We start from the raw sequence: 1,257 nt of genomic DNA, 5'->3' as shown, positions 1-1,257 counted from the left end.
ATCGAGAGATTCATAAGAAAACGTCATCCTTTCTAGTCTAGCTTTTTTAGAAAGAATAACGTTTTTTTACACTTGGGGGTAGTGAAGATTTTTAAGTTGATGGGCATGGGGCGTTTGGCTAATATGAAAGAAAATGAAAAAGTAATTATGGAAAAAGGGATTCATACGGATTTTAAAGAGAATATGACGTATGGGGAGTATTTACAATTAGATAGTTTACTATCTTCTCAAAAAAGATTATCGGACCATCATGATGAAATGTTATTTATCGTTATTCACCAAGCAAGTGAGCTTTGGATGAAGCTCATTTTACATGAGCTAAATGCGGCGATTGAATCTATTAAACAAGATAAATTACAACCAGCTTTTAAAATGTTAGCACGTGTATCAAAAATTCAGTCTCAAATTATTCAATCTTGGGATATTCTTGCGACATTAACACCATCAGAATATATTGAGTTTCGTGACTCACTCGGTCAAGCTTCAGGTTTTCAATCGTATCAATATCGTATGATTGAGTATGCACTTGGCTATAAAACGCCACACGCATTAAAAATTTATGAAAAGGATCCAGAATTACATGCACGACTTCATAAAGCGCTACATGCACCAAGTCTATATGATGTCGCGATTCAAGCATTAGTAAAAGAAGGATTCCCTATTCATAAAGATGTGTTAAACCGTGATATTACGCAGCCTTATGAAGAAGATGCAACAGTAGAAGCAGCATGGTTGGAAGTGTATGCGGATGTGAAAAGATATTGGAATTTATATCAGCTTGCTGAAAAATTGATTGATATTGAAGACTGGCTACAACAATGGCGTTTCCGTCATATGAAAACAGTAGAAAGAATTATTGGACATAAAATGGGTACAGGTGGATCCTCCGGTGTTTCTTATTTAAAGCGAGTACTTGATCAACAATTCTTCCCGGAGCTTTGGAATGTTCGTACAAAATTATAAAAATAAACCTGTCAGTTCATTATGGCTGACAGGTTTATTTTTATTTGAGCACAATTATGTTTAAAATGAAGGAACAAGATATAATAAATGGAGTAACTATTTAAATGGAGGTAAAGTTTTTGGATTTCAAGCAACTAGAAAATAAATTCGAAAAGAAAAAAGTGAATACATTTCTTGTTTATCAAAAAGACCTGCGGTAGTATGTCAACTGAAAAATAATATCTTTTGAAGTTATCAAAGGACAAATTGCTTAAAAAAGACATCACGAAACTAGACCAGTATTTTATGTAAAAT

1 protein-coding gene is annotated in these 1,257 nt (G+C 33.3%); it reads left to right on the top strand.

Annotated features, from left to right (window positions below; translation table 11 throughout):
• The first annotated feature begins 123 nt into the window (after positions 1-123).
• Positions 124-963, top strand: a complete 840-nt coding sequence (gene kynA, locus MR168_RS32915) for a tryptophan 2,3-dioxygenase (protein ID WP_086411396.1) — start codon at positions 124-126, stop codon at positions 961-963.
• Positions 964-1,257 lie beyond the last annotated feature (294 nt).

Origin of the sequence: Bacillus cereus group sp. BfR-BA-01356, assembly GCF_022663635.1 — a bacterium.
In the GTDB taxonomy this organism is placed as follows: domain Bacteria; phylum Bacillota; class Bacilli; order Bacillales; family Bacillaceae_G; genus Bacillus_A; species Bacillus_A cereus.
The sequence above is the reverse complement of the archived record's forward strand: the minus strand, read 5'-3'. Positions and strand labels throughout refer to the sequence as shown.

Excerpts from the sequence above, each read along its gene's own strand:
- kynA (WP_086411396.1), top strand. The coding sequence starts at position 124 with ATGAAAGAAAATGAAAAAGTAATTATGGAAAAAGGGATTCATACGGAT.